Below are 1268 nucleotides of genomic sequence, written 5' to 3'. Positions count from 1 at the left end.
CAGCCCAGGGGCAGAGGGAGGGGAAGCCGCCCATCCCAGAAACTTCATGAACCCCCTTTACAGAACCGCAACATTCCGTTACGGTCACTACAGGCGGAGCACCGCCGTGGAGGGGTTTCCCTCAGCGGATCCCCGTCCATACCTCTTCCGGAGCCTGCGGGCCCTGGATTACCAACCCCTGTTCTCATGACCACCACTCTCCAGCAGCGCCAAGGCGCTTCTGCGTGGAATCAGTTCTGCGAGTGGGTCACCTCCACCAACAACCGCCTCTATGTGGGCTGGTTCGGTGTGCTGATGATCCCGACGCTGCTGAGCGCCACCATCTGCTTCATCGTTGCCTTCATCGCCGCTCCCCCCGTCGACATCGACGGCATCCGTGAGCCCGTTGCCGGCAGCCTGATCTACGGCAACAACATCATCTCCGGTGCCGTTGTTCCCTCCAGCAACGCCATCGGCCTGCACTTCTACCCGATCTGGGAAGCCGCCAGCCTCGACGAGTGGCTGTACAACGGCGGTCCTTACCAGCTGGTGGTGTTCCACTTCCTGATCGGCGTCTTCGCCTACATGGGCCGCGAGTGGGAACTGTCCTACCGCCTCGGCATGCGCCCCTGGATCTGCGTCGCCTACAGCGCCCCCGTGGCCGCTGCCAGCGCCGTGTTCCTGATCTACCCCTTCGGTCAGGGTTCCTTCTCTGACGGCATGCCCCTCGGCATCTCGGGCACCTTCAACTACATGCTGGTGTTCCAGGCTGAGCACAACATCCTGATGCACCCCTTCCACATGCTGGGTGTGGCCGGTGTGTTCGGCGGCAGCCTGTTCTCCGCCATGCACGGCTCTCTGGTGACCTCGTCACTGGTGCGTGAAACCACCGAGAGCGAGAGCCAGAACTACGGCTATAAGTTCGGCCAGGAAGAAGAGACCTACAACATCGTGGCTGCCCACGGTTACTTCGGTCGCCTGATCTTCCAATACGCCTCCTTCAACAACAGCCGCAGCCTCCACTTCTTCCTGGCTGCCTGGCCTGTGGTCGGCATCTGGTTCACCGCCCTGGGCGTGAGCACGATGGCCTTCAACCTGAACGGCTTCAACTTCAACCAGTCGATCCTCGACGGCCAGGGCCGTGTGGTAAATACCTGGGCTGATGTGCTGAACCGCGCTGGTCTGGGCATGGAAGTGATGCACGAGCGCAACGCTCACAACTTCCCGCTCGATCTGGCCGCCGCTGAAGCCACCCCCGTGGCTCTGATGGCTCCTTCGATCGGCTGAGG

The 1268-nt window shown here is 62.0% G+C and carries 2 protein-coding genes; both read left to right on the top strand.

Features of this window, described 5'->3' with window-relative positions; translation table 11 throughout:
- Positions 1 to 190, top strand: a 190-nt coding sequence (locus VB716_RS01840; RefSeq protein ID WP_323269576.1) for a hypothetical protein, incomplete at its 5' end; no start/stop codon positions are given.
- A complete protein-coding gene (psbA, locus tag VB716_RS01835; RefSeq protein WP_197156957.1) occupies positions 187 to 1266 on the top strand; it encodes a photosystem II q(b) protein in 1080 nt (359 codons plus the stop codon). The genes VB716_RS01840 and psbA, both read left to right, overlap by 4 nt.
- Positions 1267 to 1268: the final 2 nt, after the last annotated feature.

Source organism: Synechococcus sp. CCY9201 (assembly GCF_034931105.1).
Taxonomy (GTDB): Bacteria; Cyanobacteriota; Cyanobacteriia; order PCC-6307; family Cyanobiaceae; genus CBW1002.
The sequence above is the reverse complement of the archived record's forward strand: the minus strand, read 5'-3'. Positions and strand labels throughout refer to the sequence as shown.